Annotated in this window: 26 protein-coding genes and 1 tRNA gene; 7 read left to right on the top strand and 20 right to left on the bottom strand. The window is 55.5% G+C overall.

Annotated features, from left to right (window positions below):
• Positions 1-26 precede the first annotated feature (26 nt).
• The 6 genes from EY643_RS08855 to EY643_RS08830 form a co-directional block, all read right to left on the bottom strand.
• Entirely contained in the window at positions 27-767 is a 741-nt protein-coding gene (locus EY643_RS08855; RefSeq protein ID WP_152661864.1) for an enoyl-CoA hydratase/isomerase family protein, read from the bottom strand.
• Positions 768-894: 127 nt separating this feature from the next.
• Positions 895-2,385 carry a sulfatase family protein gene (locus EY643_RS08850; protein WP_152661863.1) on the bottom strand — a complete coding sequence of 497 codons (1,491 nt, stop codon included), beginning with the start codon at positions 2,383-2,385 and terminating at the stop codon, positions 895-897.
• A 7-nt stretch (positions 2,386-2,392) separates the two neighbouring features.
• Positions 2,393-4,825: a beta-glucosidase gene (locus tag EY643_RS08845; protein ID WP_152661862.1), complete on the bottom strand. Its 2,433-nt coding sequence runs from the start codon at positions 4,823-4,825 to the stop codon at positions 2,393-2,395.
• An 85-nt stretch (positions 4,826-4,910) separates the two neighbouring features.
• Positions 4,911-7,169 carry a TonB-dependent receptor gene (locus tag EY643_RS08840; protein ID WP_152661861.1) on the bottom strand — a complete coding sequence of 753 codons (2,259 nt, stop codon included), beginning with the start codon at positions 7,167-7,169 and terminating at the stop codon, positions 4,911-4,913.
• Positions 7,170-7,351: 182 nt separating this feature from the next.
• Positions 7,352-8,014, bottom strand: a complete 663-nt coding sequence (locus EY643_RS08835; RefSeq protein WP_152661860.1) for a TetR/AcrR family transcriptional regulator — start codon at positions 8,012-8,014, stop codon at positions 7,352-7,354.
• Between the two features lie 129 nt (positions 8,015-8,143).
• Positions 8,144-8,989 carry a hypothetical protein gene (locus EY643_RS08830; protein ID WP_152661859.1) on the bottom strand — a complete coding sequence of 282 codons (846 nt, stop codon included), beginning with the start codon at positions 8,987-8,989 and terminating at the stop codon, positions 8,144-8,146.
• Positions 8,990-9,070: 81 nt separating this feature from the next.
• Here EY643_RS08830 and EY643_RS08825 point away from each other — a divergent pair, with 81 nt between their 5' ends.
• Positions 9,071-9,670 (top strand): hypothetical protein, encoded by a 600-nt coding sequence (locus EY643_RS08825; RefSeq protein ID WP_205743188.1) that lies wholly within the window; start codon positions 9,071-9,073, stop codon positions 9,668-9,670.
• 55 nt (positions 9,671-9,725) lie between these two features.
• On the opposite strand, the gene EY643_RS08820 is transcribed toward EY643_RS08825, so the two are convergent.
• From EY643_RS08820 to EY643_RS08800, 5 genes are all read right to left on the bottom strand, one after another.
• Complete coding sequence (locus tag EY643_RS08820; RefSeq protein ID WP_205743187.1) at positions 9,726-11,015, bottom strand: amidohydrolase; 1,290 nt, start codon at positions 11,013-11,015, stop codon at positions 9,726-9,728.
• A 90-nt stretch (positions 11,016-11,105) separates the two neighbouring features.
• On the bottom strand, positions 11,106-11,639 hold the full coding sequence (locus EY643_RS08815; RefSeq protein ID WP_152661857.1) for a hypothetical protein: 534 nt from the start codon (positions 11,637-11,639) through the stop codon (positions 11,106-11,108).
• Positions 11,640-11,813: 174 nt separating this feature from the next.
• On the bottom strand, positions 11,814-12,182 hold the full coding sequence (locus EY643_RS08810; protein ID WP_170287336.1) for an EthD domain-containing protein: 369 nt from the start codon (positions 12,180-12,182) through the stop codon (positions 11,814-11,816).
• A 473-nt stretch (positions 12,183-12,655) separates the two neighbouring features.
• Positions 12,656-12,731: transfer RNA gene (locus tag EY643_RS08805), tRNA-Ala, on the bottom strand.
• A gap of 100 nt (positions 12,732-12,831) precedes the next feature.
• Complete coding sequence (locus tag EY643_RS08800) at positions 12,832-13,116, bottom strand: transporter suffix domain-containing protein (RefSeq protein WP_240732897.1); 285 nt, start codon at positions 13,114-13,116, stop codon at positions 12,832-12,834.
• 34 nt (positions 13,117-13,150) lie between these two features.
• On the opposite strand from EY643_RS08800, the gene EY643_RS08795 reads away from it, so the two are divergent.
• The 5 genes from EY643_RS08795 (at position 13,151) to EY643_RS08775 (ending at position 18,022) form a co-directional block, all read left to right on the top strand.
• Positions 13,151-13,522 (top strand): DUF4345 family protein, encoded by a 372-nt coding sequence (locus EY643_RS08795; protein ID WP_152661854.1) that lies wholly within the window; start codon positions 13,151-13,153, stop codon positions 13,520-13,522.
• 61 nt (positions 13,523-13,583) lie between these two features.
• Positions 13,584-14,066, top strand: coding sequence for an FKBP-type peptidyl-prolyl cis-trans isomerase (locus EY643_RS08790; protein WP_152661853.1), 483 nt, complete (start codon positions 13,584-13,586; stop codon positions 14,064-14,066).
• Positions 14,041-15,450 carry an ATP-dependent RNA helicase DbpA gene (gene dbpA / locus EY643_RS08785; protein WP_420841645.1) on the top strand — a complete coding sequence of 470 codons (1,410 nt, stop codon included), beginning with the start codon at positions 14,041-14,043 and terminating at the stop codon, positions 15,448-15,450. Before EY643_RS08790 ends, dbpA begins: the two co-directional genes overlap by 26 nt.
• Entirely contained in the window at positions 15,447-16,304 is an 858-nt protein-coding gene (locus tag EY643_RS08780; protein WP_152661852.1) for a PA4780 family RIO1-like protein kinase, read from the top strand. Before dbpA ends, EY643_RS08780 begins: the two co-directional genes overlap by 4 nt.
• A gap of 104 nt (positions 16,305-16,408) precedes the next feature.
• The gene (locus tag EY643_RS08775; RefSeq protein ID WP_152661851.1) at positions 16,409-18,022 is read left to right on the top strand and encodes an ABC-F family ATPase; all 1,614 of its coding nucleotides are present in this window, start codon (positions 16,409-16,411) and stop codon (positions 18,020-18,022) included.
• Between the two features lie 9 nt (positions 18,023-18,031).
• Here EY643_RS08775 and EY643_RS08770 read toward each other — a convergent pair whose 3' ends face one another.
• The 7 genes from EY643_RS08770 to EY643_RS08740 form a co-directional block, all read right to left on the bottom strand.
• The gene (locus tag EY643_RS08770) at positions 18,032-18,424 is read right to left on the bottom strand and encodes a YchJ family protein (RefSeq protein WP_152661850.1); all 393 of its coding nucleotides are present in this window, start codon (positions 18,422-18,424) and stop codon (positions 18,032-18,034) included.
• Positions 18,417-19,034, bottom strand: a complete 618-nt coding sequence (locus EY643_RS08765; protein WP_152661849.1) for a trimeric intracellular cation channel family protein — start codon at positions 19,032-19,034, stop codon at positions 18,417-18,419. The genes EY643_RS08770 and EY643_RS08765 overlap by 8 nt, the downstream gene beginning before the upstream one ends.
• Positions 19,028-20,428: an L-serine ammonia-lyase gene (locus EY643_RS08760; RefSeq protein ID WP_152661848.1), complete on the bottom strand. Its 1,401-nt coding sequence runs from the start codon at positions 20,426-20,428 to the stop codon at positions 19,028-19,030. The genes EY643_RS08765 and EY643_RS08760 overlap by 7 nt, the downstream gene beginning before the upstream one ends.
• Before the next feature lie 15 nt (positions 20,429-20,443).
• Positions 20,444-21,187 (bottom strand): glutathione S-transferase N-terminal domain-containing protein, encoded by a 744-nt coding sequence (locus EY643_RS08755; protein ID WP_205743186.1) that lies wholly within the window; start codon positions 21,185-21,187, stop codon positions 20,444-20,446.
• A 9-nt stretch (positions 21,188-21,196) separates the two neighbouring features.
• The gene (gene gltX, locus EY643_RS08750) at positions 21,197-22,678 is read right to left on the bottom strand and encodes a glutamate--tRNA ligase (protein ID WP_152661847.1); all 1,482 of its coding nucleotides are present in this window, start codon (positions 22,676-22,678) and stop codon (positions 21,197-21,199) included.
• A gap of 62 nt (positions 22,679-22,740) precedes the next feature.
• Positions 22,741-23,388 (bottom strand): glutathione S-transferase family protein, encoded by a 648-nt coding sequence (locus EY643_RS08745; protein ID WP_152661846.1) that lies wholly within the window; start codon positions 23,386-23,388, stop codon positions 22,741-22,743.
• Between the two features lie 35 nt (positions 23,389-23,423).
• Positions 23,424-23,813 carry an MAPEG family protein gene (locus tag EY643_RS08740; RefSeq protein WP_152661845.1) on the bottom strand — a complete coding sequence of 130 codons (390 nt, stop codon included), beginning with the start codon at positions 23,811-23,813 and terminating at the stop codon, positions 23,424-23,426.
• An 86-nt stretch (positions 23,814-23,899) separates the two neighbouring features.
• On the opposite strand from EY643_RS08740, the gene EY643_RS08735 reads away from it, so the two are divergent.
• Positions 23,900-24,343 (top strand): winged helix-turn-helix transcriptional regulator, encoded by a 444-nt coding sequence (locus EY643_RS08735; protein WP_205743185.1) that lies wholly within the window; start codon positions 23,900-23,902, stop codon positions 24,341-24,343.
• On the opposite strand, the gene truC is transcribed toward EY643_RS08735, so the two are convergent.
• Both truC and EY643_RS08725 read right to left on the bottom strand, forming a co-directional pair.
• Complete coding sequence (gene truC / locus EY643_RS08730; RefSeq protein ID WP_240732869.1) at positions 24,326-25,087, bottom strand: tRNA pseudouridine(65) synthase TruC; 762 nt, start codon at positions 25,085-25,087, stop codon at positions 24,326-24,328. The genes EY643_RS08735 and truC overlap by 18 nt on opposite strands.
• A complete protein-coding gene (locus tag EY643_RS08725; RefSeq protein ID WP_152661843.1) occupies positions 25,074-26,063 on the bottom strand; it encodes a type II asparaginase in 990 nt (329 codons plus the stop codon). The genes truC and EY643_RS08725 overlap by 14 nt, the downstream gene beginning before the upstream one ends.
• Between the last annotated feature and the right edge of the window lie 92 nt (positions 26,064-26,155).

Genomic DNA, 26,155 nt, shown 5'->3' with positions numbered 1-26,155 from the left:
GCTAGTAGCAGACTTCACTCGCGAGCTTATTTCTGGTTCTTCATGAAGTTAGCCACCCGCTCCTGCGCGTCATCGCAGGCGCCAGGGCTATTTGTATATTCGTACGACAGGCCTTGGCCCAGCGGCATGCCGTCGGTCTTATCCAGAATGTCCTTGCACACCCGGTGAGTGTGCGCACTGTTTTCAGTAACCTCCCTGGCGTAGGCAAGAGTATCGTCCTCCAGCGAGTCGACGGCACAGACCTTCTCGACCAGGCCTATGGCCAGGGCCTCCTGAGCGCCCACCAGGCGCGCACTGAACATCAAGTCCTTGGCGCGAGCGGCACCGACACGGCGCGGCAGCCGCTGTGTCATACCCCAAACGGGACTTAAGCCCCATTTGCTATGGGTATCGGCCAGACGCGTATCCTCGTCGATAAAGATCAGATCACAGGCGAGGGCCAACTCCAGGGCACCCGTGAAGCAATACTTGTGCACGCGGGCGATGGTGGGCATGGGCAGGGATGCCAGTTGCTCCAGCACATCGGCCTCGAACTGGGCGTGCTCCGACTCCGCCCCGGCATCGATATCCTTCAGGTCATGGCCTGATGAAAATGCCCTGCCGGCGCCGCACAAAATCACGCAGCCCACGTCTTCGCGTGAACCCAGGTCGGCCACGGCGTTTTCCAACTCCTTGAACACATCGTGATTCAGGGCGTTCATCACCTCTGGGCGATTCAATGTCAGGGTGGCAATGCGGTCGCTAATCTCGACAAGAAGGTTGCTCATACTTTGGGTTCCAGATTCTTTTAGTCTTAAAAGCAGATTTAATATCTGCTGTATGCTGCACTATATTAAACGCTCATTCAATATTTTTCCAGAATGGAACAACTGTACAGCGAAAAGTCGTGGGCGACTAAATCGCGGGCGGACGGCAATTACCCTTCTCGTCCCAGCCTCTTGCGTTGGCCAGCATAGCCTCACGCTTGAGTTCAAAAGCCTCTCGCAAGCGAGCAAGGACTTCGGGGTACCGAGCGGAAACGTCGTAAGACTCCTGTGGATCCAGATCCAGATCAAATAGCCACTCTTTCTGGGGCATTGCGAAGCCTATCTTCATCTGGTCAGTACTATAAAATACGCCTTCGGGGCCACGGTACTTGAAGCGCTGGTCGCGAACTGCAAACAGTTGCTGACCGTCGATAAAGTAAAGATATTCGTGCGCGGAAGCACCACCCTCGACGAGTGCCGGGAGCAGGCTGCATCCATCCAGCGCACGATCTGCAGGCGCAGGGAGTTGGAGAATATCCAGCACGGTCGGCAGCAAGTCGACACCCATCGTCATTGTTCGCTCCGCACGGCCCGGCGGAATTGCGGCCGGCCAGTGGGCAATAAACGGCACCCGCATGCCGCCCTCAAAAGTATTGCCCTTACGCCCTCGCCGCCCTCCCGCACTTCCCTGGAACCAGGGGCCGTTGTCAGAGGTGATTATAATCAAGGTGTTTTTCAATTTTCCCGTGCTTCGAAGAGAGGCCACAATCTTGCCGATACCGTCGTCTATCTCCTCGAGTACGTCTCCATAGAGACCGGCGCTGGAGTTACCCGAGCGCTCCACGCTGGCGTACAGCGGGTCGTGTGGGAAGTTGTGGGCGAAGTAGAGAAAGAATGGCTGCTCATCCGCTTCTACAAATGCGACCGCTTCGCGCGTATACCACTCGGTCAAGCGACGTTGATCGGCAGGCGCAGGTATCTCGATCTCTTCGTCGCGGTAAAGGGCAAAGGGCTCCATGTCATTGCTGTAGCGGCTGCCAAAGAACTCCTGAAACCCTCTATCGTTCGGCAGGGATGGAGAGACATCCCCCAGGTGCCACTTGCCTACCATGGCGGTGCGATAGCCCGCGGCGAGCACTAGCTCCGCCAGGGTTATTTCCTCCTCTGGCAGCCTCACGTTGATGTCGGGATTCATCACCTTGCTGAGCATAAACTCTTCCGGGCTACCTGATGGGAACACCACGTTGGGCAAACCTGCACGGGGAGCCAGTCGCCCAGTGAGATAACCCGCCCTGGCGGGCGTACAGACAGCGGCTGGGGAGTAGAAATCGCTCAGTACGACACCAGCCTCGGCCAGGGCATCCAGGTTGGGCGTCTGTATTGAGCTGGTAGCCGCCTTCCCGGCCCCCAGGTCGCCGTAGCCCATATCATCGTAGAGGATAAACAGGATATTGGGCGCATCCACCGGAAGTGGCATATTCTTAATGCGTGACAGGTATTCTTCCTTGCTCGCAACGCGATCCGCGTTATCCGTTTGACCGAAGCTCAGATAGCGATACACAGCGAAAAATACTATCAGCAGTACCAGCAACAGAATAACGGTAGCAATTGACTTGAGGATATGGGAAATCATTGGCATCTGCGATTCACCTCGATTCTGCGGGGGCGCCGGTAACAAGTTTCACGTAGTGTCCATTCAACAGGTGCACAAGTCGATGGACATTCTTCGACGATAATTTCCCCTGGCTCATCATGGCGAGATTGCGCAAAGGCATTTCACGGACTATTGCCTCGAGCATCAGCGTGTTTTCCTCGGTCACGCTATCGCCGACTAGCTTGCCGATCTGCTTATTGATCAGTTTCAGCACTTGCCGTCCCAGCCATTTGTGTTGAATTTCCGAGATCATTGAATTGGTGTGTATCGGGTCGCGGCGAATCGGCTCTGGAATTGCGTGTCCGAGCAATTCGGCAAAGGCTTCATCGGTAAATTGATCGGGAGCAGGCCTGCAATTCGCGCTTGCCTGCCCCCCTGGCGAATGAACACCGGTATCCAGCCGTACGCTTTTTTGCAGGCGAATATCGGCCACGGAGGCCCCGACAAAAATCGTATATTCCCCGGAATCAGCCAGCCAGTCATTTGTCGTTGTTGACCAGTAGGAAAAATCACGTGCATAGAGCGCAAAAGACAGCGATTTGCTTTCGCCTGGCTCGAGGTACACCTTATCGAAGGCCTTAAGCTCTTTCGCTGGACGCGGCACATTTGGCGCCAGTTGACCCACGTAAAGTTGCGCGATTTCTGCGCCCGCCACCGGCCCCACATTGGTCACTTTCAAATGAACAGTCACTGTGTCCTTGGCTTTCATTGAAAAGCACGCGTCCCCAACTTTAGCGTCCGTGCCGGACACCTGGATATCACTGTACTCAAATTGTGTATATGACAAGCCGTGACCGAATGGGAAGGCAACAGGTTTCTCCACCGTATCGAAGTAGCGATAACCCACCCAGATATTTTCACGATACTGCGACTGCCGTGAAGATCCCGGAAACCAGGTATCGCTGGCTACATCCGCTTGCGCCAGCGGAAAGGTCTCTGCCAATTTCCCGCTGGGATTGACATCGCCCTTCAGTACACGGGCAAGTGCTGAAGCGCCCGCCTGGCCGCCTAGATAAGCCTCGAGAATCGCCGCCACCGTATTGGCGAAAGGCATGGCCACAGGGGCACCATTTTGCAATACCACTATAAGTTTGTGGTGAACAGGTGCCAGTGCTTCAATCAGGGCAAGTTGCTGCGGCGGCAAAGACATGTGCCCGCGATCAAAACCTTCCGACTCATAGTCTGGCGTTAAGCCGGCAAACAACACGACCTTGTCAGCGCCCTCTGCTGCTGCCAGGGACGCATTCAGTTGGGCCTCCGTCAACTCTCCGCGGGCACTATAGCCCTCACTGTAGACGATATTTTCACTGCCGAAAGCGTGTTCCAGCGCGTCCAGCGGCTGCTCCAGCTTATAGGGGTTGATCTGGGAACTACCGGAGCCCTGGTAGCGGGTATTAACGGCCATTGCCCCAAGAACCGCGATGGACTGCTGTTGCGCCAAAGGCAGAGTGTGATGATCGTTTTTCAACAACACGCAGGATTCTTCCGCGACTTTTCTCGCCAATACGTGGTGCGCGTCCAGGTCCACTTTCTCATTGCAGCGTTTGGCTTCCTGGCCGTCGCGTATCAGCCGCAGAACTTTGGCAACGGAGCGATCCAGCTCAGCAAGGCTCAGGCTGCCAGATTCAATGGCACGAAGAATCGCGTTCTTGCCGTTTTCGCCCGAAGCAGGCATCTCCAGCGCCTGACCGGCTTTGACACCTTCTGCGCGGTCATTATTGGCGCCCCAGTCGGTCACAACCAGGCCCTGAAACTGCCACTCTTCTTCAAGGATGGAAGTGAGCATCCGCGGATGCTCCGCAAGATAGGTACCGTTCAGCTTGTTATAGGCGCACATAACCGTCCAGGGCTGCGAGTCCTTAACGGCAATCTCGAACGCGGGCAGATAGATCTCGCGTAAGGTGCGCTCATCGACGATCGCATCCACCACCATGCGGCAATGTTCGTGATTGTTGACCGCGAAGTGCTTCAGGCTGGTACCGACATTCTGGGCCTGTACCCCATTGATCCACTCTCGCGCCATGACGCCGGACAAGTACGGATCTTCGGAAAAGTACTCAAAGTTGCGACCGCCAAGCGGGTGGCGCTTGATGTTGATACCGGGGCCGAGCAACACAGAAACATTCTCAGAACGGCATTCCCTGCCCAGCGCCGTACCCACCTCGTAAAGCAGGGCCTTGTTCCAGCTGGCGGCGAGACCGGAAGCAGAGGGAAAACAGGTGGCTTTTACCGAATCGTTCAACCCGACATGATCGCTCTCCCCTGCCTGTTTGCGCATGCCGTGGGGACCGTCGGTCACCATGATAGGTTCAAGATCAAGCCGCTCTATGCCGTGAAGGTGCCAGAAATCCTTTCCGGAGCACAAGCGGGCTTTTTCTTCTAGTGACAGTTGCCCTAACAGTTGTTGTACAGCATCACTATTCATATTGGGTACCTGAAAAAACGCCCTCTTATGAGGGCGAATGGGAGTGCCACCGCAGAGGCACAAACATAGAAAGTTTCAAACGGGTCTAAAAATTATACTTGGCTTTTATACCCCAATAACTCTGCGAATTCCTCGGCAGAACATGGGCCAGAAGCTGGCCGGTACCCAATGAAATTACAGACGAATCCAACATATCGCTCACGTAGCTCTCATCAAATACGTTGTTACCAAACAAACTGACTTCGTATCGTCCGGATTTATCGCTGACGCCGAACCTGAGATTGGTTAAACCGTAGGCATCCTGCGTGAGGTCTGGGTGTTGGTTGATATTAAAAATAATGTCGTCCTGCCATGTGTAGCTAATATTCGCGAAAAGGTCGAAGGGCAGCGAATCGAGCTCCTGGTAATAGTCCAAAAGCGCGGCGACCTTATACTCCGGCGAGTTCGGCAACGTGGCACCGTCGAGGGTTTGGCTGGAGCCATCCAGGCAGCCCTGCTCCGGGGTCTGACCCGGCCAGCACTGCTGGCCAAAGCCATCATTAATCTCTGCATCAATGTACGAAGCGTTCAAGGTCAGGGTAAACGCTTCAGATAGCAGCGTGATCGTTTCGAGTTCCAAGCCCTGCGTTTTGAGATCACCGCTGTTTGTCATCCTGAACTCTACAACGCCGCTGGTGCTATCTGTCGCCTGAGTCTGGAAATCAGTGTACTCGGTATAAAATAGTGTCGCATTTAAACGCAGGCGCTGATCCCAGAACTCACTCTTCATTCCAAGTTCAAATGCATCAGCGATCTCGGGGCTGATGGGGTTCTCCGATTCTTCCGGGGTCAACCCTCCGGTCAAATCAAAGGCCTGGCCCTTGTAGCCCCGCGTGTAACTGGCGAAAACCATGGTATCTTCAGCAATGAAGTGCTGCAGTGAGGCTTTGCCCACGATATCGTCGTCTTTGTTGTCACCGCTAACCTCTGGGGAACCCGGGATCAGGTAATCCTGGGAGGAAGCGCCGATTTCTTCTTCGAAGGTCCTCAGGCCGATGCTGGCTGTTGTACGCTCTGTAAAGTGCCAGTTCAACTGCCCGAACAGGGCAATATATTCCGTACTTGCACTGACGGCGTTATCAGCGGGAGCAACGGGTAGGTTCCGGAAAAAAGTTCTGTCGGTGTCAGAATCTGAGTAGTAGAGTCCGATCAAGTAGTCGTATTGATCATTGGAGGGAGAAACCAGCCTGAACTCCTGTGAAAAAAAGTCCGTTTCCCGTGCACTATCTGAATAGAAGCCACCACTCAAGACCCCGCCGGTTAAAATTCCTAGCCAATCAAAATCTGTGCCGTCGACATCTTCACTGTTCGAATACTCCCACTTATCTACTGCTGTGATCGATACAAGGCTGTATTCCCCAAGCTCGAAGTTCAGGCGGAGATTAAGGCCCTCGTTAGTCAGCTCGGCGTCTGGCAATGTGTCATTAATGATCTTGGAATTTTCCCTTGATGACGTAATCCCCGGCCCAGCTATCTCCTGCGGGAGGACGCCAAACAGCAGGGCTCCCTCCTCCCAGTAGGTCGAATTTCGCCCGCAGCACTGACTATCTTCTTCCATGTAGTAGCCGCCAAGAGTTGCGCTTATGGTGTCTGAAATGTCCCACTGAAACTTGGCACGGACGCCCTGGGATTCCTCTCCATTCAGGTCGTCGTAACCCTCGGCCAGGTTTTCAACGTACCCGTCCCGGTCAGCCCAGTAACCCGTGACCCGGTAACCGAGGCTGTCTGTCAGGGGCCCGGACGCCGAGCCTACAATATGCAAAGCGTCTTCGTCAGTCGCTGTCAGCTCGATGGTGCCTTCGAATTCCTCGGACGGCGCCTTGGTGGTGATATTAATGGCACCTGCGGATGCCGCTTTGCCAAACAGTGTGCTCTGGGGGCCACGCAGCACCTCGATGCGCTCGATGTCCACCAGGTTAGCCATACTCTGGCCCTGTTGAGGCATGGCCACATCATCGATGATCATGGCTACGGCCTGCTCCACCCCAACGCCATAAACATTGGTGCCTATGCCGCGAATAGAGAAGCCGCTGTTGGTCTTGTTGTTACTCTCGAGCACCGTCATCGAGGGGGTGAGCCTGACGATATCAGCACTGCTTTGTATGCCGAGCTTCTCGATCGTGCTTGAATCCATTGCCGTCACGGAAACAGGAATATCCTGCACGCTTTCCGCTCTTTTCTGGGCGGTGACGACAACCTCTTCCAGCGCCAGTTCCTGTGCAGTGGCGGCCATAGAACCACTTACCATTGCGATCGCAAGTGATAGCTGGCGAATTCTGCTCACGTTCGGATTTATTTTGTTCATTATTGGTTTCCCCACCAGGAGTTTGACGTTGTAGTTGACTGTATTTGGATCTCACGTTCAGGTGATCTACCACGCCTTATATTACACGTGTATTATTTAGTTCAAAAAATAACCACCGGCTAAACGTTTGTCAAGAAAAATTGATCGTAGCAGGGCCTGCTATGACAGCCCTGTCAGGCGCTCTAAATTTGAGGCTTGAGGCCGTCCATCAGGAGCTGGACGCTGGTTTGTAGCATTTGTTGTTCGCCCTCGCTCGACAAACCCACCAGCGCACCGCCACGGGCTGCTACCAACTGATGCAGGGCTTTTATGGAGTACAGGCAAGTGGCAAGCAGGTCCTCGGGCTCGAGATCGGTTCGTATAGAACCTTCGTCCATCCCATACCTCAAGAGTTCTCCCGCCAGTTCCTCCGCCCGGGCAAAATCGATGGCGATCATGTCGAGGAAGTCTTCTGGTATCCGGCTACCGGAATAGAACGCATCAAATTCACCCATAAACCGCAGACCCGCCTGGTTTTCCGGCGCTGCGAAGAGGTCTGTCAGGCAAATAACCAATTGCTCTCGCGCAGTAACTGAAGCTCCGGGCCCCGCCCTTTGTTCCAGATCCTCTTCCAGCTGTTTTTCTATCTGGGCACTAAGCTTTGCAAAAATCTTGACCAGGATAGCGTGCCCAAGGTCGGCCTTGTCGCGAAAATAGCGGTACAAGGTGTGACGACTCATACCCATTTGAACCGCTACATCTTTCATCTGGGTATCGAAAAACCCCTGCTCCTGAAATAACGCTTCAGCGACCTGAAGAATTTTTTCTCGGGTCTCTTCGACCTGGTAGATCATTCTGTCCTGCATGCTGATACACGTGTTTGACGAAAGCCTGAGCACGGTACCGCCTCTGAAGATTGAATGTCAACACGGAGTATCGAAGTCTGCTTCCACCTCATGCAGTCAACTAATCATGATGTTGCCCAGCAGGTGAAACTACATAAATGGACTGTTTATGACGGGAGTGACCTGAATTCGAAAGTTCCACTCTGCCGCATAGTCTTCTGGCTTAACAAGAGAATAGTGCACTTCGGCCCTCAACTTCACCGGTGTCCGCCCCCATCGGGTGGTCTTGGTAAGCCCCAGACCTATAGGGAAAGTAAGCGCATTATCAGAGTCCGCTTCCCAATCGTAAGTTATAGTCGGCCCCATACCGATAGACATAGCGTTTGGTAGCGAATAACGAATGGTGTACTGGATATCAGTACGGTTGGTATCGCTTCGATCGCTGTCACCCGAAAACGAGCTCCAATGCTGAGCCAATACACCGTACACCCAAGGTTTTCCGATATTGAACGCCATGGCTGCGGGGCCTGCCTGGTACTTGCCTTGACCGAGAATATCATCAGAAGCCGTTGGGAAAATCAGCGTAGCACCGGCACCCCATACAAGTCCCTCGCCAGTGTTCGGCCCAGCTAGCAGCAAAAGCTGAGTGTCGCCGTAGCCCGTCTTGTGAGAGCTCGACTCACCCGTCGAAAAATCGACTTCTGGCTGCGTGACTAGCGGAAACACCGGCCTCAGGGTAAACATGGTCTGCTTGTCAGCTCCGACTTCGAAAGGCATGAACGGCTGGAAAAATAGCGTGTTTGAATACTCTGTGCCATCCACCAGCTCGCCGGTATTCGCCGAAGTGTTGTTCTGAAACGTGAGAGACCAAATACTTGTAAGGGGATTGTTCAGTTTACGATCAAGTTCCGCGAGGTCTGCGTTTGCTAGAGAGTCTGCCTCCTCACCAAGGGCAAGTGAGCAAAGGAACAACAGAGCTAGAGGAAAGTGTCTCATCGAGTGCCCGTGTTTTCAGAGTGGTTGAAATGCCGCGTCAGTAATTCTTGAATTGCCCAAAGGTGCGCAAATATCGACAGTATGCTGAACGCATTAACACTACCACAGTGTGGTCGCCGTTATCAGGCGAATGCGGGCATTCTCGGGGTTGAAATGGCCCCACTATCCAGAAAGGTCCGCTATGACCTAATAGCTGAAGAAAGGTACTATCAGCAAAACATCCAGTTAATCGAGAAGATACAGATGACCATGACGCTTGTGGCAGTCTTACTGCTTAACGCCATCTGGTTTGGATTGGCGTTTGAGGCTTTCTATATTCGTCGGAGAGTATTTGGAAAGGTAATGGTCCCCATCCGGGAGGACCGTGAAAACACAGCTTACGATGCTTTGGTCGAATCAGGGCGTTTCATGGGTGGATTCAATTTGGCGCTATCAGCGCTAAACATTGCGCTAATATTCAACCTCGGTGGTTTTAGCACGGATAGGCAGTGGGCGATGTTATTAGCTTTCAATGCTATTGCGCACGCGTCCCAGTTCGTTGGTAACGTTCCAATGGCATTGCGGAATCGCCATGGAGAGGGGCAATGGAACGTATTCAAAGGCGTCATGCTGCGCATCTTTGTAATTGATTTTGTCCTTATGATTTTCAATTCATTTATTGCTGTAATGCTACTGGTCTAACAAGACCAACCCTGTTTCGGAAACGCAGCTCTGGACAATGTGATTAGCTATTGCTTCAGATTCCCAACAACTCAAGGGCAGCGATGGTAGCAGTGAGACTACCGATAGGCATCGCGCCGAGCTCAACCAAAAAGTCACCGTTGTGATTAAAGTAAGGTGGCTTGAACCCCGCATCTGCAAAGGCTTTAGGGCTCACAACACCAATCAAGGTGTAGGAAAAAGGTACGTCTGTGTACTCCCCCAGAAGGAGATGGACGTCCTCAGACGCCATGGCAGGTGGGGCTTTTTCTATAACCTGGATATTTTTGAGATCTTTAAAGCTGGTAGCAAGGCGGGCCGTCAATGCAGGGTCATTGACCATAGGGGTAGTGTGACCCTTCATCCGCATGGTGGGCATTCTGCTCTCGGGCACACCATTTGCGACGGCAATGGAACGATTAATACTCTTGATTCCAGATATGAGCTGTTCGCGCACTGATTCGGAGAACCACCGCAAGTTGATTTTCAGTATGGCCTTGTCGGGAATAACATTATTGTCACTACCTGACTGGATGGATCCTACGGTTAATACTGCTGGCTGCTGCGGATCAATATTGCGAGAAATAATGCTTTGATATTGAACGACTGCCGACGAGGCCATAAGAACCGGGTCGATGGTGTGTTGAGGCATCGAGCCGTGGCCACCGACACCATAGAACGTAACATCCAGCTGATCGGTTCCGGTAGAGCGCACACCATCTACAGCCATAACAGCTCCCACTGGTATTGGTGCAGTATGTTGTCCAATCAAGTAGTCAGGCCGGGGCATGCCAAATCGGCTATAAAGCCCGTCCTCTATCATTGCTGCCGCTCCGGCAATCAGTTCTTCCGCTGGCTGTCCGACAATCACCAGGGTTCCGCGCCACTGATCCTTAAGCTCGACCATTGCATGGGCCATAGCAAGCATCCAACTGACATTCGCATCATGGCCACACATATGGCTAACGGGAACTACTTTACCATCTGCCAACGTCACCTCGGTCGTGCTTGCGTACGGCAAATCAGCGGTTTCTTTCACAGCATTTGCATCCATGTCGGCTCGGTATAGGACAGTAGGTCCTTTACCGTTACGCAAAATAGCCAGAACCCCTGTTTTTCCAATGCCCGTCTGAACATCAAAGCCTAGCGAAGTTAGCTCTTTGGCCACAATGCCCGCTGTACGAACCTCCGCAAAGCCGAGCTCAGGATGCTGGTGAATATCCTTGAATATTTCAGTTATTCGCGGCGAATCTGCTTCAATTATCTCCCCTGCTCTAGAATATAGTTCTGGCGAAAGCCCCCCCTTTCCTGCCTGCTGGCTCGCCATTGCTGATGAGCATAGGATCATAGCAGCTGGGCATATTGACTAACTTGAGGCAAGACACGCCGCGATGATCGAGTCAGGTATTCAAAGCTGCTATGAGGCATGTCCGGGGCCAGGAAGGTACTTATCCGGTATCTCTCTGGTGTCTTCCGTTTGTGTACTCCATGATGAAATCCACCAGCGGTCATCTTTGAAGTATAAGGAAATACTGTTTATACCTCTCGCAAATGCTTTGCCGTTTGGAGATTCTCGTATTTCATATGTACTCCACACATGAGCGATACCTCCATACTCCTCAACAATGCGGTTTACTTCGACTTCGAAAAAACCTTCAGCGTAAGGCTCTTCCAAGGATTTTTGTTCGTCCAGTAAAGTATGACGCTGGAAGTCCCCCTTTTCATTGAATCGGGTAATCATCGCATTCCGTGCGTGCAAAAAACTGTCTCTTTCGGGGTTGTATTCAAAGCCTTTCGGCCCAGACACGACCTCATAATACGCACTAATGACGCCATCCAATGTCTTCGCATTGTCTTGAAATGACGGTTCAACCGACTCTGCCGCGACGGAGGCGGCAAGCATTAAAAGAGTGGGAACAATACAGAATCTTTGGCGTATGAAGTGCTTCATAGGTTCTCTCAGTTCAATACTTAAATAACTCGACACCCAACAGCTAGATTTCTGAAAGCTAGTGTGCGTCGAAAACTCTTTTCAATATGAGGGGCAGCTAAGGGCCCAGCAGCGCACATTGAGTAACTGAGCACTCGATTCCGCTTACCTCTGGGAGCCGTCCCAGAAAAAACCTCAGAATATAGTGTGTTCTTCAGTCATGAAGACCCTGGATTTCGCAAAATCGATAATTCTGGACTCATCCTCAACCAGCCTGGCAGCGGCCCTGAGGCCCTCAGGTGTTTGTAGTGCCTGCGTGAGATCTTCTTCGCTTTCCCACCACACTTCAGTGATTCCCTCGAACGGGTCTCCCAGCCCGTCTCTGGCTCCTTTAAACATCTGATTAACCTGCGGCAAGATGGTATGGCTTTGAACATACTTCACAGCTTGAAGATCACTTGCCAGAGACTTTACAAGTGGCCCATGTTCTTCGAGCCAAATTCGATAGAAATCTGCTAAATCCACGTCATCTCTTTTCGCTATGCAGTACACCAGCTTAATCACGATATGTTCTCCCAGGATTGAAGACTCTGACCATCATGGTGGGAAGAGTCGAAAGCCGAACTGACCCAAGTACCCATATTTTTTTATTACGTATGCCCATTCAATCGTATTGGTGGGCATCAGCGAGAATAGCGTTTACGCATTTCCTCGCGCAGCCGAAGCCGCTCGGTGTACTCCTTATCGAACTGCGTGCCGCTATGGCCCCGTCTGCGGCTCGCCCTTTCGTGCGACTGAGAGGCTGCTATGCGCGAAGAAATTGAACATCAAAGATAGCATATCCGGAAGATCACAAAATAGACGGAATCGGATGCTTTGCGACCAGGGGCGTAACTCGAAAACCTACTTGATCAAGTAGACGACGGCTATTCGAACCAAACACTGAGTGTCACCAGAGAGGGGGCCGCTTGCGCCAGATGTTACTCCAGAGCATAAAAAAAGGGCCTACGATTTCTCGTAAGCCCTTGATCTGTATTTGGTGGAGCTAAGCGGGATCGAACCGCTGACCTCAACACTGCCAGTGTTGCGCTCTCCCAGCTGAGCTATAGCCCCAAAATTTGTAGCTAACCCGTTGATCTATCTGGATTTTTGCCTGAGCAACATCAACGAAGAGCTGCGCATTTTATTGACCCCGGCCTGCACTGTCAAGGCGTTACGGCTGTGAATTTTCGTCCTCGGGGCTGTCGGCGCTGGAATTCTTGCCACTGGAACGCAGTCGGGCCCAAAAACCTCGTATAAAAGCCATCACTTCTGGCCCCAACAGTGGCATCGCAGCCCACCAGGTCACCTCCGCGAAAACGAAAAGGCCGCCACCCCATGCCGCCTTCTGAGCCCCGGAGATGTCCAGAAACGGTATCGCCGGCAGCACCACCCAGGCGATGCAGGAGACAAGGAGCAAACCATACCCGGCGATTTCGCGTAAACTGCGCTGTAACATCACGCCAAGATAACAACTATTTCGAGGAACAACTATGTTGGGCAAAGGACTTTTGTGGGCCACAGCAATTATATTCGGCGCCTACGGCATGGCCTGTTTTATCGACCCAAACCTGCCAGCCAACTATGCGGGCCTGCAGATCAGCAACGGGGACGCCTACGCCGAAATGGGTGCTATGTACGGCGGCCTTCAGTTCGGGTTCGGTCTTTTCTGCGGCATCTGTGCATTTCGTCCCAGCCTGTATCGCGCTGGCTTGATGCTGCTGGTAACAGCCATAGGCTGTCTGGCAGCTGCCCGCCTCTACAGCGCTTGGGACGCCGACTTCCTGGTAGGCGTGTACACCTGGGGAGCACTGGCTTTCGAAACCCTAGTCGCGCTGGTCGCTGCGCGCTGTCTCTGGCGTTAAACACTGGCAGTAATCTGGCAGGCGAGTATCATTGCCCGCCTGCAAACAGAGACCAGAATTCATGAACATAGGCCCAGAAACGGTAGCCACATTCCACTACACCCTGCGCGATGAATCCGGCACTGAGGTTGAGACCTCCAGGGGTGGTGACCCCAGCGCGTATCTGCACGGTGCGAATAACATCATTCCAGGCCTTGAAAAGGCGATGGTCGGCAAAGCCGCCGGCGATACATTCTCGGCCACTGTTGCGCCGGAAGATGGTTATGGCCAGCCCGACCCAGAGCGTCAACAGCGTGTACCGGCGAAGCACCTTGTATTCAAAGGCAAACTGAAAGCCGGCATGGTTGTGCAACTCAATACCAGCGACGGCCGTGTCCCGGTTACGGTCGTCAAGGCCGGCAGACACACAGCCGACATCGACACCAATCATCCGCTGGCAGGGCAAACCCTGACCTTCGACATTGAGATAGATGACGTGCGCGCCGCAACCGCCGAGGAGATCGAGCACGGTCACGCCCATGGGCCAGGCGGCCACCATCACTAGCCCTATGGAGAATGCCTTCAGCGCCCTCCCTCTACCCGAGGAGCAGCTAGCGAATCTGGACAGTCTTGGCTACAAGCAGATGACGCCCATTCAGGCGCGCACGCTGCCGTTAGCGCTGGCTGGCAAAGACCTGGTTGCCCAGGCTAAAACCGGCTCGGGAAAAACGGCCGCCTTCGGCCTGCCCTTGCTGAACAAGATCAATCCGCGAGACTTCGGCGCCCAGGCATTAGTGCTTTGCCCCACCCGCGAGCTTGCGACACAGGTGGCCGGCGAGATTCGTCGCCTCGCCCGCTATCGCCAGAACATCAAAGTCGTGGTGTTGTGTGGCGGCCAGTCCATTGGTCCGCAGATTGGGTCGCTGGAACACGGCGCACATATTGTGGTGGGTACGCCGGGGCGCATTCAGGATCACCTGCGCAAAAAGACCTTGTCCATCGCCCGCGTGAATACGCTGGTACTGGATGAGGCGGACAGGATGCTGGAAATGGGATTTGTCGATGACATCGAGCAAATCATCGGGCACACACCCGACAGCCGCCAGACACTGCTGTTTTCTGCCACTTATCCGGATGACATTCTTGCGCTAAGTGCGCGTTTTCAGAACGACCCGGATCGGGTCACGGTGGAATCACTGCACAGCGCTGAGCACATCGATCAGCAGTTTTACATTTGCAGCAAGCCGGACCGGCTCAACGGGCTTGTCACCCTGCTCCACCACTACCATCCTGAGACCGCAGTCGTCTTCTGCAACACCAAGCAACTGGTGCGGGATGTGTGCCAGCACCTGACAGACGAGGGCATCTCGGCACTGGGGCTGCACGGCGACCTGGAACAACGCGACCGCGACCAGGTGCTGACCCAGTTCCAACAGCGCAGTTGCAGCGTACTGGTGGCCACTGACGTAGCCGCTCGTGGCCTTGATATTGACGACCTTCCCGCGGTGATCAACTTTGAATTACCGCGCAATGCCGATGTTTACGTGCATCGTATTGGCCGCACCGGTCGCGCAGGCAAGAGCGGCCTGGCACTGAGCCTGTTCGCCGATTCGGAGCGCTACAAGCTCAACAGCATCGCTGACTACATCGAGAAGGAAATCAGCTTCGAGGCGATAGAGACCGTGCGTGAAACCGGCGACTACATGTCCCCTCCCCCCTATATCACGCTTTGCATAGCCGGCGGCCGCAAGCAGAAGGTTCGCCCCGGCGACATCCTCGGCGCGCTCACTGGCGACGCCGGTATCGACGGCAAAGCGGTCGGGAAGATCAATGTGACAGATTACTCCGCCTACGTCGCAATCGAGCGCAATGTAGCGGACCAGGCCCTCGGTAGGTTGCTGAACGGCAAAATCAAAGGCCGTAAGTTCAAGGTGCGCAAGCTGAAGTGAAAGTACCCAAGCGCCTCCGTCCTCTGGTAGAGGACGGCATCATCGACGAAGTTCTGCACCCGCTGATGAGCGGCAAGGAAGCCGACGTTTTCGTCGTGCGCAGCTCGGGTAAAATTCGCTGCGCCAAGATCTATAAAGACTCGGTAAAGCGCAGCTTTAAAAAGGCGGCCCAGTACACGGAAGGCCGCAAGGTCCGCAATAGCCGCCGGGCGCGGGCGATGGAAAAAGGCTCAAAGTTCGGCCGCAAACAGCAGGAAGAAACCTGGCAGAACGCCGAGGTGGACGCACTCTATCGCCTTGACCGCGCCGGAGTGCGGGTACCCACACCATACGGCTGCTTCGACGGTGTACTGCTAATGGAGCTGATCACCGATGAGGATGGCGACGTGGCGCCAAGGCTGGACGATGTCAGCATGTCTGCCGAGCAGGCGCTGGAAGATCACGCCCTGGTGATGCACTACGTGGTACGTATGCTGTGCGCCGGGCTGGTTCACGGCGACCTTTCTGAATTCAACGTGCTTGTGGATGAGAACGGCCCGGTCATTATCGACCTGCCCCAAGCCGTGGACGCTGCGTCCAACAACAACGCCCAGTCCATGCTGGCCCGGGACGTCAACAAAATGACCGACTACTACAGCCAGTTTGCACCCGCGCTCAAAGGCACTCGCTACGCCCAGGAAATCTGGGAATTGTACGAGGACGGCGACCTTCACCCGGACACCGAACTTACCGGTTATGCCGAGGAGGACACCCATACCGCAGACGTCGATCTCGTCATGCTGGAGATCAAGGCCGCCATGGAGGAAGAACAGGAACGGCTGGCACGCATCGCTGACGACGAAGAGCCTGAATAAGCGGCAATAATCCCTCTCGGCCCTCTCGACCAAACCGCCACAAACAGGTAGAGTGCGCGCCTCGCTGGCCCCCGCCAGTTACGCTCTCTACCCAGGACACTACCGTGATTTCCACAGCCAACATCACCATGCAGTTCGGCGCCAAGCCGCTGTTCGAAAACATCTCCGTCAAGTTTAGCGACGGCAATCGCTATGGCCTGATTGGCGCCAATGGCTGCGGCAAATCCACCTTTATGAAGATTCTGGACGGCAGCCTCGCGCCTACCGCCGGCAACGTCTCCATCACGCCAAATGAGCGGCTCGGTAAATTGAGCCAGGACCAGTTCGCGTTTGAGGAATACAGCGTCATCGACACCGTGGTCATGGGCCACGATGAACTGTGGACCATCAAGCAAGAGCGCGACCGCATCTACGGTCTGGCAGAAATGTCAGAAGAAGACGGCATGAAAGTCGCCGACCTCGAGGTGCAGTTTGCCGAGATGGACGGCTACAGTGCCGAGAGCCGCGCCGGGGAAATCCTGATGGGTGCAGGTATTGCCCAGGAACTTCACTACAGCCCCATGAGCGAGGTGGCGCCGGGTTGGAAGTTGCGTGTTCTACTGGCCCAGGCACTGTTCTCTGATCCGGACATCCTGCTGCTCGACGAGCCCACTAACAACCTGGATATCGACACCATCCGCTGGTTGGAAGAGATGCTCAACGAGCGCAAGTGCACCATGATTATCATCTCGCACGACCGCCACTTCCTGAACGCCGTGTGCACCCACATGGCCGACATCGACTACGGTGACCTGCGCATTTACCCCGGCAACTACGACGATTTCATGACCGCCTCCACCCAGGCGCGGGAACGTCTCCAGAGTGAGAATGCCAAGAAGAGCGCCCAGATCGCCGAGCTACAGCAGTTTGTCAGCCGCTTCTCCGCCAACGCATCGAAGGCAAAGCAGGCGACATCCCGCGCCAAGCAGATCGAAAAGATCAAGCTGGACGACATCCAACCCTCCAGCCGGGTCAGCCCCTATATCCGCTTCAAGCAGGATAAAAAGCTACACCGCCAGGCGCTAACACTTGAGCACCTGACCCACGGCTTCGACAATGAAACCCTGTTCGCCAACGGCAGCCTGATGATTGAAGCTGGCGCACGGGTAGCAGTGATCGGTGAGAACGGTGTGGGTAAAACCACCCTGCTGCGCTGCCTTATGGATGAGTTACAAGCCGAAGGAGGCGCCATTAAATGGGCCGAAAATGCCACGCTCGGCTACTGCCCCCAGGACAGCACCAACGATTTTGACTGCGATCTCAACCTCTTCGACTGGATGAGCCAGTGGCGCCGCGCCAATCACGACGACCAGATTGTCCGCGCCACACTGGGCAGGCTGTTGTTCTCGGCCGACGACTTCAAGAAAAAGGTAAAAGTGTGTTCTGGCGGCGAAAAGAACCGCCTGCTGTTCGGCAAATTAATGATGATGGACACCAACGTCATGTTGATGGATGAACCCACCAACCACCTCGACATGGAATCTATCGAAGCGCTCAACCTCGCTCTGGAACATTACGACGGCACGCTGATCTTCGTGAGCCACGACCGGGAGTTCGTCTCGTCACTGGCTACGCGCATCATTGCAATCAAAGATGAGCAACTGCACGACTTTCAGGGCACGTACGATGAGTATCTGGCGAGCGTAGAAGCCCAGGAGCGGCTGAGCAACGCCTCCTAGCCCTGACCGCTATAGATGGTCGCCGTCCAGATAGTACCAGCGCCCATCAATCTTCTCGAAACGGCTGCGTTCGTGCAGCCTGTGGCCACGCCCGTTGACCTTGAAGCGTGCAACAAACTCCACAACCCCTGCTGAATCCCCCTCCCCGCCCGCCTCAGTGTCCTTGATCGTGAGGCCTATCCAGCGCTGCTCGTCATCAAGACGAACGCGGGACGGTCGAGTGCTCGGATGCCAGGACGCCAACAAGTAATCAGAAACCCCTTTGGCAAAAGCACTGTAGCGCGAACGCATCAGTTTCTCCGCGCTGGGCGCGATGGCGGCACCACCAACATAGGGCGCGCAGCAATCGGCGTAGTCACCACCACTGCCGCAGGGGCACTCTTGCGTTCCGTCCCTACTCATCTGCCGGCTTTCCATACTTGGGCAGGCGCAGGTCGAACACAATCGCGCAGGCGCGCAGTGTAAACGCCAGTGCGATCGCGATGGGCAGCGCCCAGTCGGTATAGCTATGAAGCAAGGTATAAGCAGCGGCACCCAGTACCGCTGCGGTCACGTAGATCTCAGGGCCCAGCAAGACCGGCTCTTTGTTCAGCAGCGTATCGCGGATCATGGAGCCGAAGGTGGCGGTCATGACCCCCATGCCCACAGCGACGATCGGAGGGGCGCCGAATTGCACAGCCTTGACGGCCCCCAGCACGCTAAACAGGGCCAGGCCCACGGCGTCGGCCCACAAAAGCACCTTGCTGATAGAGTCGAACAACGGCGCCAGAAACCAAGTCGCCACTGAAGCGCCCATGCAAATCCACAGATATTCAGTACGGGTAAACCAGAAGATTGAATCCACTCCCAGCAGCAGGTCGCGCAGGGTGCCACCGCCGATGCCGGTGATCGTGCCGAACAGGATAAAGCCGAGGACGTCGTGGCGTCCCTGGGCCGCTGCAAGCGCGCCACTGATCGCAAACACCGCCGTCGCCAGCAGATCCACGCCCGTGATGACATCGTTCATTAGCATTCGATGATATTCACCGGGACTTCAAGCACATTGACGGCAAGGCCTCCACGAGCGGTTTCCTTGTACTTATCCTGCATATCGCGACCGGTGTCACGCATGGTGCGAATCACCTGATCCAGCGACACATAGTGGTCGCCGCTGCCGCGCAAGGCCATACGTGCGGCACTGATGGCCTTGATCGCGCCCATTGCATTCCGTTCAATGCAGGGGACCTGCACCAGCCCGCCGATAGGATCACAGGTCAGCCCGAGGTTGTGTTCCATGGCAATTTCAGCCGCATTTTCCACCTGCTTGGGCGTACCGCCCAGCGCGTCGGCAAGCGCACCGGCGGCCATCGAACAGGCCGAGCCAACCTCACCCTGACAACCGACCTCCGCGCCAGATATCGAAGCATTGGTCTTGTACAGGATACCGATCGCACCGGCCGTAAGCAGGAAGCGCACTACGTCCTCTTCAGCAGCTCCGCTGCAGTGCTCGAGGTAATACTTGAGTACTGCCGGGATAATACCTGCCGCGCCGTTAGTCGGGGCCGTCACAATCCGGCCCCCGGCTGCATTTTCTTCATTCACTGCCAGCGCATACAGTGTGACCCAGTCCATGGTTGTTAGCGAAGCATCACCCAGCGAGTGCGGCTCACTCTTGAGTTGGCGATACAACTGGGCGGCCCTGCGCTTTACCTTGAGGCCGCCAGGCATAATGCCCTCTGTGGCCACGCCTGTGGCGATACACTCGGCCATGACGTGCCAGATTGCCAGCAACTGCTGCTTGATCTCGGCTTCACTGCGCCAGGATTTTTCGTTCTCCAACATCAATGCGCTGATCGACAGACCGCTGTCAGCGCTCTGCTGCAGCAAGGCCTCCGCTGTTGTAAACGGGTATGGCAATGGGGTGGCATCTTCCACGATAACGTCGGCGCCAGCCGCCGCTTCGTCGACGACGAAACCGCCGCCTACCGAGTAGTACACGGCCTCACACAGAATCTCGCCTGCTGCATTCCATGCGGAAAAACGCAGGCCATTGGCGTGATAGGGCAGCGACTCATGGCGATGCATCACCAGGTCATCGCGATAGCTGAACTCGATTTCCCGGTCGCCCAGCAAGGTCAATTTGCCTTGTTCACGGATGCCGGCAACCCGGCCGGCGATGCTTGCGACATCCACTTTCTCGGGCGTCTCACCTTCAAGCCCCAGCAGAATCGCTTTCGGCGAACCGTGCCCAGCGCCGGTCGCTCCCAGCGAACCGTAGAGCTCGGCGCGCACCCGTTCACAGCCTGCCAGCAGTGCTTGATCGGCCAAACGTTGCGCAAATAACCGTGCGGCGTGCATTGGCCCCACCGTATGAGAACTCGATGGGCCGATACCAACTTTGAACAGATCGAAAACGCTGATAGACATCGCGGCTGCGCTCCGTCAGCTGCCGTAGGTATCTTGCAGGTAAGTCAGGATGTCGCCTGATTCAAACATACCCTGATCAGTATTCGGGTCGTACAGATAGGGAATGGAGAGCTTGCCCTCTCGGTGCAATAGGTGCCTGCGATTCTCCAGCTCGCTCTCGGGCGTCTTCTTCAAGGCGCTGCGTACCGGTGGCGGCAACCACTCGCTGGCAAGGGTCCGGCCGCAGTTGCGCAAAACGTAGGGAATTTCCATCGCACACAACTGCTCTCGCACCAGCCTGGCATAAGGGCTGGATTCAAAACTGTAGAGTTCGAGCAATTGTTCTGGCACGTCACCGGTTCTGGCCCGCATGCCGCGGTTCAATCTCGGCGCACTGGCCAGCATAGAGCCGAAGGTTTGTAATCCGCCCAGCTTCCACTTCAGCGGCCGCTCACCCCCGCCGTAGGTTTTAAACAGGTAGGCGATAATATCCAGAGACTCGTAGAGTTCAACATCCGTGTTGGGGTCGATGAGGTAGGGAAACTGCGCCTTGCCACCCCGCTCCACCAGCTCCGGCCGAAAACGCTCGCCGCCCTTGGGGCACGGCAGTACCAGCACATCCAGGTCGAGTTCGGTCAGCACCTCGCGCACCAGGCGGCAATAGGGGCAGTTTTCGATATCGTAGAGTTGCAGCATGGCCGCAGGCTTCTCGGCCGCAGGCGTGCTCTGAATACCGTTGGCGGCTCGCACAAACGTCGACACCATGGATGTGGCCAGCATAATGTTCCCCTATAAGCTTTGGTACTCTTTCTCCAGGCGTTTCATGCCCTTCTTGGACACACCCCCCAGCACCGCTATCGCGTGACGCAGGCGCGCCCGACTCATATCCGCGCCAAGCAGTTCCATGGAATCTACCACGGAAAACGATGCACTGGTGCCGGAAATGGCGACAAACATCGGCGCGAGAAAATCCTTCACTTTGACGTCCAGGGCATCGGCGACCCCCTTCAGTTCATTCCAGATGCTATCGCGATTCCACTGCTGCAAAGCCTCCATTTTCCACAGGGCAAACTGCAGGCCTTTGACAACGTCTTCACGCTCACCTTTGATGGCGGCAAAACTCTCTTCGTCAATAGGCAGTGTGCCCGACACAAGGAAAGATGCCAGCGGAGCGAAGTCACTCAGGGTTTCCATCCGCTTCTGTGCGTGGGGCAGCACTTTCATGAGGTTCTCTTCGTTGAAGGCCCACTCCACCAGGCGCTGTGCCAGTTGGGTCTGGTCGAGGTCTTCGCGGATCCACATGCCATTGAGCCACGACAGCTTTTCGACATCAAAGATCGGGCCGCCCAGAGAGACACGCTGGACGTCAAAGTTGTCCTGCATCTGCTGCAGAGAGAACTTTTCGCTCTCGTCCGGCATGGACCAGCCCATGCGTCCCAGGTAATTGAGCAGTGCTTCAGGCAAAAAGCCCATGCGCTGGTAGTACAGGATGCTGGTGGGATTCTTGCGCTTGGAAAGCTTGGATTTGTCCGGGTTACGCAACAGCGGCAGATGACAAAGCCTGGGCATATCCCAACCAAAATATTCGTATAGCAGCTTGTGCTTCGGCGCCGAGTTAATCCACTCTTCCCCGCGCAACACATGGGTAATACCCATCAAATGGTCGTCCACCACGTTGGCGAGGTGGTAGGTCGGCATGCCGTCGGACTTGAGCAGGATCTGTGCATCCACCATACCCCATTCCAGCTCGATGGTACCGCGCAACATATCGTCTACTGCACAAGTGCCCGCATCCTCCGGCACGATCATCCGGATCACATAGGGCTCCCCGGCGTCCTTGCGCCGTGCGACTTCCTCTTCCGGCAGTAGCAACTCAGAGGGCTTCAGAGCATTGCTGTCGCCTGCCGCTCGCTTGGCCTCGCGCAATTCATTCAGTTCTGCTGCTGTGCGATAGCACAGAAATGCCTTGCCCTCGTCAACCAGTTGCTGAGCATACTGGCCATAGATGTCCATACGCTCACTCTGGCGGTAAGGCCCGAGTTCACCGCCGACATCAGGGCCCTCATCCCAGTCCAGCCCCAGCCAGCGCAGGGAATCGAGGATCGCCTGCTCAGACTCCGGCGTACTGCGCGTCTGGTCAGTGTCTTCAATGCGAAGCAAAAACTGGCCGCCATGCGCGCGGGCGAAACACATATTGAACAACGCGATATAGGCGGTGCCTACGTGGGGGTCGCCGGTGGGTGAAGGGGCGACGCGAGTACGTACAGTCATGGTTCTCTCGAGGATAGCTGGAAAAGGCCGCGATTATACGGCCTAGTCACGGCAAATCCCACCTACCCCATCATGGCTTTCATTGCCTCAGCTTCCCTGGCCAGTGCTTTGGCGACAGCAGGATGGCCCTTCACACGCTCGAGATAGGCCGCATACTTTGGCCAGCGCGCTGCATCGATATGGTACTCACCCAACGCCGCGTTGATCGTGTGGGTCATGAGAGCGACGTCCGCAATTGCCAGGTCTCCGAAAAGAAAACCCTCTTCTGGCACCCTGCTCTCGACCCAGTCCAGCACGGGCGGGATCAACTCCTCCTCCGCATGAAGAATACGCTCCTCATCGGGCTCGCTCTGGCGCAGACGCGGCCCAATAAAGCGTTCGATAAAAGGAATGGAAAGCACTTCGATCAGTTTGGTATCGGCGTACTCCTCAAGAAAACGCGCCCGGGCGCGGTCCTCGATATTGGCTGGCAACATCGCGGGCTCAGGATATTTCTCGTTCAGATATTCGCCGATCACACTGCTGTCGGGAATCGTAAGATCGTCGTCTACGAGAACAGGAATCTTGTTCAGCGGGCTGATATCGGTAAAGTCTGGGGGCTGCATGCCCGGCAGCACTACCTCGATCTCAAAGTCTTCTATCCCTTTAACCGCCAGGATGACGGCAACTTTGCGTACAAAGGGGGACAGTGGGACACCAATCAATTTCATCAGGATTCTCCAGCTATTAGGGCAGTTGCCCGTTATCAGGTCAGGTAGAAATACAGTAACCAGCTCGCGGCAGCGAGTATCACACCAAGCGTGCCCGCCATACCGATAACTCGCGGCAATGTATTGGCGGGGTTCGTCGAGATAGTAATGTAGTGCACGATGCGCGACACCACCAAGGTGGCGCCGAGCGCGTGCAACCACAAGGCAGGCGCGCCCACAGCATCCAAGGCCAGCAGCAGAATGAGCGCTATCGGCACGTTTTCAGCGTAATTGGCCTGCGCACGCATGCGCTGGCCCATCACCTTGTCCCCGCCATCGAAGAGTAAAATTTGATGCTGTATTCGATACAGCGCAACGAAACCGGTCAGGGGCACGTGCAATAGACCCAGCACGGCTGTATACAACAGGGAAACATCGAGTGACATCTGAGTGCGCTCCTTAGCTTGCAAAATGCAAGTAACACTCTAGCGCATAACTTGCTTAATGCAAGTTATTGTTTAGACTGAGCACTATGACCAAGATAAAAGACATGCAATCCGGCCCTTGCTGCCCCATAACCTGCGCGCTCGAACTGCTCGGCGATCGCTGGTCCCTGAGCCTGATGCGCGACATGTTGCTCTTCGGCAGACGCCGCTACTCAGAGTTGCTCGCGTCCAGCGGCCCGATCTCCACGAACATCCTCGCCTCCCGACTCAAGCAGTTGCAGGAGGGAGAGCTGATTGAGCGTTTCAAGGATCCACTCGATGGCAAGGCGGCAATTTATATCCCCACAGACAAGGGCGTGAGCCTCATCCCGGTATTGGTCGAAATGGTCCGCTGGGGCCTGCAGAATGATGAACGCGCCCTCTTGGTTCCCTACCTTGAACGCGAATTGGTGCACGACAATGCAAAACTTCAGCAACGCGTCTCAGCCCAGATCGCCGAGGAGCGCGACGCCTTAACGAGCGCTGCCTGAGAGAACACTCGCCCAGCCCAGCGCCTCCAGCACTCTCTCAAAGCCTTGACCGATGTCTGCCTCCAATACCACGGGCTCACCGCTCACCGGGTGGAGCAGCGTCATTCCGACACAAGCAAGTAGCAGCCGGTCGCAGCCATAATGCGTGTGGAAGAATCGGTTGTGGACGCCCTTGCCATACTTCGCATCGCCAATCATTGGATAGCCGAGGTGTTTCATATGTCGCCGCAATTGGTGCTTGCGGCCGTGCACCGGTTGCAGGGCGACTAGTGAATAGCGGGCCTGGGGGTAGCGGTCCACGGCATAGGGTACTTCAACGGTTGCCAGGCGCTGGTATCGGGTCAGCGCTTCCTGCGCCGGTCTGGGCTGGCTTCGAAGCCCGTCGATCATCTTGTCTGGCTTGTCGGTAATTGGGTGGTCGATCTCGCCCTCCTCCGGACAATACCCGCGAACCACTGCCAGATACTGCTTGTCCACGGTGTGACTGGCGAACTGCGCCGAGAGCTCCCGAGCGATATCAGAATTGAGCGCGAACAGGAGGACCCCTGAAGTCGGCTTGTCGAGCCGATGTACCGGATAGACCCGCTGACCGATCTGGTCGCGGACCAACTGCAAGGCAAAGCGGGTTTCATGCCGATCAATGGGGCTTCGATGTACCAGCAAGCCGCTGGGTTTGTTCACTGCCACCATATGCTCATCCTGAAAGAGCACAGGTAGCGTTTCCGACGAATCAGTATTGGTCAAAATAGGCCTGCACCTGATGTGCCTCATCAGTAAGGCATAACACCAGTTTCAACAGCACGCGTGACTGCGCCGGGTTGAGCTCGCCGGAAGCCACGGAACCCAGGGCATCGTCATCTATCTCAATATTACGCCCCACTACCCCGCTGTTAACACGTGTAGAGCGAACCACGACCACGCCGGCCCCGGTTGCACGGCCAACCGCTGCCTGCATTTGCGCGGTCATATTGCCATTCCCGACTCCCGCGAGCACCAGTCCGCGCGCACCGCGGGCGACGGCATCGTCGACTAGATCTGCCGACACGCCCGCACTGACAAAGATGACGTCGACGCGGGGAAGCGCGTCCAGTTCGTCTATTGAAAATTCGGACTGGCGTGTATGGCGCTTATAGGGATGCCGAAAATAGCGATTCTGGCCGTAATGGGTTTCCCCCATCAGGCCCCTGCCCGGTGATACAAACGTCTGTACGTCGGTGGTTGATGACTTGGTCATTCCCCGGGCGCCGTGGATATTGTCGTTAATGACGACCAGCACGCCACGCGAAGCACTGTCTGCGTCGGCCGCTACGGCTACCGCGTTGTAGATATTCAGAGGACCGTCGGCAGAGAGCGCCGTTGCGGGACGCATCGCTGCGGTCATCACCACAGGCTTGTCACCATTGACCACGAGATTGAGAAAATAGGCCGTTTCTTCAATCGTATCCGTGCCATGAGTGACGACAATGCCCGCCACATCCGACGCTGCCTGTAGCGCATTGATGCGACGTGCAAGAGTCAACCAGGCGGCATCGTCCATGTCCTGGCTACCCACACTCATAAGCTGCTCGCCACGAATTAATGCGAGCTCCTGCAACTGGGGCACGGCCTCGATCAACTGCTCTACCCCAAGCTGGCCGGAGGCATAGCCGGCCTCGGTGCCGGACTGGCCTGCACCGGCTATCGTCCCACCGGTGGCGAGAATGACAATATTGGGTTTCATGAAATCTGTAACTCCAGCGCGCTAATGATCACCAGCGACTGTACAGCCAAGATTTCTGGATGCAATACAAGTGTAGAAAAAAGGCCCAGGTG

This window comes from Halioglobus maricola (assembly GCF_009388985.1).
GTDB classification, from domain to species: Bacteria; Pseudomonadota; Gammaproteobacteria; order Pseudomonadales; family Halieaceae; genus Halioglobus; species Halioglobus maricola.
Note: the sequence above shows the minus strand (reverse complement) of the source record. Positions and strands in the feature narration are given on the sequence as shown.

Bases quoted from the DNA above. Each gene is read 5' to 3' on its own strand.
- EY643_RS08855 (WP_152661864.1), bottom strand. From the start codon at position 767: ATGAGCAACCTTCTTGTCGAGATTAGCGACCGCATTGCCACCCTGACA.
- EY643_RS08850 (WP_152661863.1), bottom strand. From the start codon at position 2,385: ATGCCAATGATTTCCCATATCCTCAAGTCAATTGCTACCGTTATTCTG.
- EY643_RS08845 (WP_152661862.1), bottom strand. From the start codon at position 4,825: ATGAATAGTGATGCTGTACAACAACTGTTAGGGCAACTGTCACTAGAA.
- EY643_RS08840 (WP_152661861.1), bottom strand. From the start codon at position 7,169: ATGAACAAAATAAATCCGAACGTGAGCAGAATTCGCCAGCTATCACTT.
- EY643_RS08835 (WP_152661860.1), bottom strand. From the start codon at position 8,014: ATGCAGGACAGAATGATCTACCAGGTCGAAGAGACCCGAGAAAAAATT.
- EY643_RS08830 (WP_152661859.1), bottom strand. From the start codon at position 8,989: ATGAGACACTTTCCTCTAGCTCTGTTGTTCCTTTGCTCACTTGCCCTT.
- EY643_RS08825 (WP_205743188.1), top strand. From the start codon at position 9,071: ATGCTGAACGCATTAACACTACCACAGTGTGGTCGCCGTTATCAGGCG.
- EY643_RS08820 (WP_205743187.1), bottom strand. From the start codon at position 11,015: ATGGCGAGCCAGCAGGCAGGAAAGGGGGGGCTTTCGCCAGAACTATAT.
- EY643_RS08815 (WP_152661857.1), bottom strand. From the start codon at position 11,639: ATGAAGCACTTCATACGCCAAAGATTCTGTATTGTTCCCACTCTTTTA.
- EY643_RS08800 (WP_240732897.1), bottom strand. From the start codon at position 13,116: ATGTTACAGCGCAGTTTACGCGAAATCGCCGGGTATGGTTTGCTCCTT.
- EY643_RS08795 (WP_152661854.1), top strand. From the start codon at position 13,151: ATGTTGGGCAAAGGACTTTTGTGGGCCACAGCAATTATATTCGGCGCC.
- EY643_RS08790 (WP_152661853.1), top strand. From the start codon at position 13,584: ATGAACATAGGCCCAGAAACGGTAGCCACATTCCACTACACCCTGCGC.
- dbpA (WP_420841645.1), top strand. From the start codon at position 14,041: ATGGGCCAGGCGGCCACCATCACTAGCCCTATGGAGAATGCCTTCAGC.
- EY643_RS08770 (WP_152661850.1), bottom strand. From the start codon at position 18,424: ATGAGTAGGGACGGAACGCAAGAGTGCCCCTGCGGCAGTGGTGGTGAC.
- EY643_RS08765 (WP_152661849.1), bottom strand. From the start codon at position 19,034: ATGCTAATGAACGATGTCATCACGGGCGTGGATCTGCTGGCGACGGCG.
- EY643_RS08760 (WP_152661848.1), bottom strand. From the start codon at position 20,428: ATGTCTATCAGCGTTTTCGATCTGTTCAAAGTTGGTATCGGCCCATCG.
- EY643_RS08755 (WP_205743186.1), bottom strand. From the start codon at position 21,187: ATGCTGGCCACATCCATGGTGTCGACGTTTGTGCGAGCCGCCAACGGT.
- gltX (WP_152661847.1), bottom strand. From the start codon at position 22,678: ATGACTGTACGTACTCGCGTCGCCCCTTCACCCACCGGCGACCCCCAC.
- EY643_RS08745 (WP_152661846.1), bottom strand. From the start codon at position 23,388: ATGAAATTGATTGGTGTCCCACTGTCCCCCTTTGTACGCAAAGTTGCC.
- EY643_RS08740 (WP_152661845.1), bottom strand. From the start codon at position 23,813: ATGTCACTCGATGTTTCCCTGTTGTATACAGCCGTGCTGGGTCTATTG.
- EY643_RS08735 (WP_205743185.1), top strand. From the start codon at position 23,900: ATGACCAAGATAAAAGACATGCAATCCGGCCCTTGCTGCCCCATAACC.
- EY643_RS08725 (WP_152661843.1), bottom strand. From the start codon at position 26,063: ATGAAACCCAATATTGTCATTCTCGCCACCGGTGGGACGATAGCCGGT.